The organism is Blautia sp. HCP3S3_H10_2 (assembly GCF_052122375.1).
Taxonomy (GTDB): domain Bacteria; phylum Bacillota; class Clostridia; order Lachnospirales; family Lachnospiraceae; genus Blautia_A.
In genome coordinates this window covers 1-510 of sequence record NZ_JBQKCL010000059.1, presented here as the reverse complement: position 1 = coordinate 510, position 510 = coordinate 1, and the positions used below count along the sequence as shown (strand labels likewise).

General features: G+C 42.2%; 1 protein-coding gene. It reads right to left on the bottom strand.

The genetic code is table 11. The features are described from left to right. Positions 1–36: 36 nt before the first annotated feature. The coding region (locus ACTQWB_RS18755) for a tyrosine-type recombinase/integrase (protein WP_441502926.1) at positions 37–510 on the bottom strand (474 nt) is incomplete at its 5' end.

Here is a 510-nt window from a genome sequence, read left to right as displayed (position 1 = left end):
GTTTTTGAGAAAAACAGTATCTTTTCCACTTTTTTTCTACTCATGGTCAGTCACCTCCGGGATAACGAAACCTGAAGTCTTGTCCCTGTCTCTGATGATCCGGAAAGCTTCACTGACCTGATGGTAATAATAAAAAGTATCATCCGTACTCTGATGTCCAAGATACCGGCTCAGAAATGGAAGCATTTCCTTAAGCGCGATCCCTTCTTCCATCCAGAGATTCATCCTTTTTACTACAAAGCTGTGTCTGAGGCAGTGAACAGTAGGAGTTTTGTCACAGCCTTCTGCATATGGTGTTGCATTCCATGCCCTGCGAAATGCTGCGTTTATAGTGACAGAACACAGGCAATTGCCCGGTTCTCTTGCAGGGAAAACCCATTCTGATACGCATCCATGATGATCATTCAGTATCGTCTTATATTCCTTCATTAACACAGCAAGATCATCTGACATATATATTAGCCTGTCTTTATGACCTTTTGACTGCATGATTTTTAATGTTCCCGCTTC